This window comes from Sphingobacterium sp. InxBP1 (assembly GCF_026191775.1).
Taxonomy (GTDB): Bacteria; Bacteroidota; Bacteroidia; order Sphingobacteriales; family Sphingobacteriaceae; genus Sphingobacterium; species Sphingobacterium thalpophilum.
On sequence record NZ_JAINDX010000023.1, the window covers coordinates 1 to 2,114 of the forward strand.

3 protein-coding genes and 1 pseudogene are annotated in these 2,114 nt (G+C 35.3%); all 4 read left to right on the forward strand.

All coding sequences use genetic code 11. The features are described 5' to 3' along the window. Window positions 1-850 (forward strand): RHS repeat-associated core domain-containing protein (locus tag K7A41_RS00285; protein WP_265712105.1); only part of this gene is annotated, 850 nt, incomplete at its 5' end. Next, window positions 831-1,337: a hypothetical protein gene (locus K7A41_RS00290; RefSeq protein WP_265712106.1), complete on the forward strand. Its 507-nt coding sequence runs from the start codon at window positions 831-833 to the stop codon at window positions 1,335-1,337. The genes K7A41_RS00285 and K7A41_RS00290, both read left to right, overlap by 20 nt. Window positions 1,338-1,383: 46 nt before the next feature. Next, window positions 1,384-1,506, forward strand: a pseudogene (locus K7A41_RS00295) (RHS repeat-associated core domain-containing protein); the annotation flags it as partial. Window positions 1,507-1,554: 48 nt separating this feature from the next. After that, window positions 1,555-1,989: a colicin E3/pyocin S6 family cytotoxin gene (locus K7A41_RS00300; protein ID WP_416221935.1), complete on the forward strand. Its 435-nt coding sequence runs from the start codon at window positions 1,555-1,557 to the stop codon at window positions 1,987-1,989. Window positions 1,990-2,114: the final 125 nt, after the last annotated feature.

A 2,114-nucleotide genomic window follows, 5' to 3' on the forward strand; every position in this document is an offset into this window, starting at 1 on the left:
GTTCGGTAAGACGAAAAGTATTGCAACAAGCATTGACAATAAGTATCTTTATAATGGCAAGGAGATGCAGGCTGACCTGAGTGGCGGTACGCATGCCTTGGGAAGTTCTTATGTACTGGAGGGGCAGCTGGATTACGGGGCTAGGTTCTATGATGCTGAGATCGGAAGGTGGAATGTTGTGGATCCGTTGGCGGAGAAGTATTTTAATCATTCTCCTTATAATTATGTTCTTAATAATCCAATTGACATTATTGATCCGAATGGGAAAGATATTATAATATTATCATATGGAGAAAAAAGGCCAGGCCACAAATATGGGCATATAGCTATGTTAATTGGAAATGAAAAAGACGGTTGGACTTATTATTCTAAAGATGGTGATAATACCGGAAGTTATAAGAATGAACGAGGTGAAGAGCAGGAAAACAATTCATTTACAATTGCTGGATTCAAGAGTTTAGGAGACTTTGCAAATAGTGAGCATAATACCTTTAAAGATGACTATGATGATGTAAATTACGGACAGGAGCCATTTGCAAATTCTGAAAGAGATTCTAATGGGGCTCCAAAACAGAGATATGAAAAAGCTACTCTTTTTGTAACAACAAAAAAAGAAGATAATGTAATGAAGGAAACTGCTAGCAAAACGACTGCAACAGCATATAAAACGTTTTTAAATAACTGTATTGATAATGTGGAAGCCACATTAAAAGTTGGCGGATTTAAAACAGGGGATGGAAATGGGATGGATCCTCCTGAAAAATTTCAAGATATTAAAAATGAGAATAAAGGTAGTTTGGATATTAGCGTTTTCCTAAAGCCCAGAAAAAATGAAAAACAGAAGAATTAAAATAAGTGTATTGGTTATAGTATCAATTACAATATTGTATTATGTAATTTCTATTTTGTTGACTAGGAATGGACAATTTGTAAATCACTATTTTCCAGCACAATTATCTATTGAAAATTCTGTATACAATAAGAATTTTATCCGAGAAGTTAGTCCTAATAAACTCGTTGTGATTGATACAATAGTTTATGAAAAGATCAAAAATAAGTTTGAAATTTATTTATGTGAAGCTTATTATTATAAAAGTTATGGAATTTTTAATGTATTTAATCATCGCGTTGATTTTAAGAATTCGATATGTTTAAATGTGAATTTTTTAGGAGAGGAACGAATTTTTATCAAATATAATGACGGTCGATTAAAGAGAGTTGGAGATAGTGAGTCATTTTGGAACAGTTTTAAATTAGGGTCAAATGTAAATGTAAAAATTTTTGATGATAGTAAGAAAGAAATTTTTATGATGGATTTTTTGCGCGTAAATAAATAATTCAAACTATATATAAGATATGACATTATAGTCAAATCAATACGATTACGGGGCAAGGTTCTATGATGCAGAGATAGGACGTTGGAATGTGGTGGATCCGTTGGCGGAGCAGTTTGAAGAAGTTTCGCCATACAACTATGTAGTCAACAATCCTATATTGATGATTGATCCGGACGGAATGGCGGCTGATATCATTAAACAAGGTGGAACGTTAGCTATGGTAACTGTTGTGGGGCGTTCGATCGTTAGTGACATTAGTGCAGCTTTAGGAAGAGCAACCTTAGTCGGTCTAGCAGCAAAAACAGGTTGGGATGCTGGAGACCTGATTTGGAAGAATATGCGGGCTATCACCACTGGTATTGCGAGCGGGTTGGTTAAGTTGGGGGTTGATCCGAATAAGTTGTATGCACCTGATGTTAGGCCAAAAGATTCTGAAACTAGCAATGGAGGTTCAAACACACTAAAATATACCCCTCCACCCAAAGAGTTAACAGGTTTTCCGGATGCAAAAAGAGTTCCTAACAAAGGAAGAGATAGATGGAAAACGAAAGACGGGAAAATATTGGAGTGGGATTCCCAACATTGGGATGTTGAGGTTTATAATAAACAGGGAAAACATCAAGGCAGTGCGGATCCAATACTGGAGAGATGATTAAGCCCCCAGTTCCTGGTAGGACAACAAGAGATTAGATAATTGATTTTTTATGAAAATAGAACGTATTATTAGCTGGTTTGATAGAGCAGATGAGGAACTTATTGGTGAATTTAATATAGACT

What these genes read in the sequence shown, in the direction of transcription:
- K7A41_RS00290 (WP_265712106.1), top strand. Translation starts at nt 831, where the DNA reads ATGAAAAACAGAAGAATTAAAATAAGTGTATTGGTTATAGTATCAATT.
- K7A41_RS00300 (WP_416221935.1), top strand. Translation starts at nt 1,555, where the DNA reads ATGGTAACTGTTGTGGGGCGTTCGATCGTTAGTGACATTAGTGCAGCT.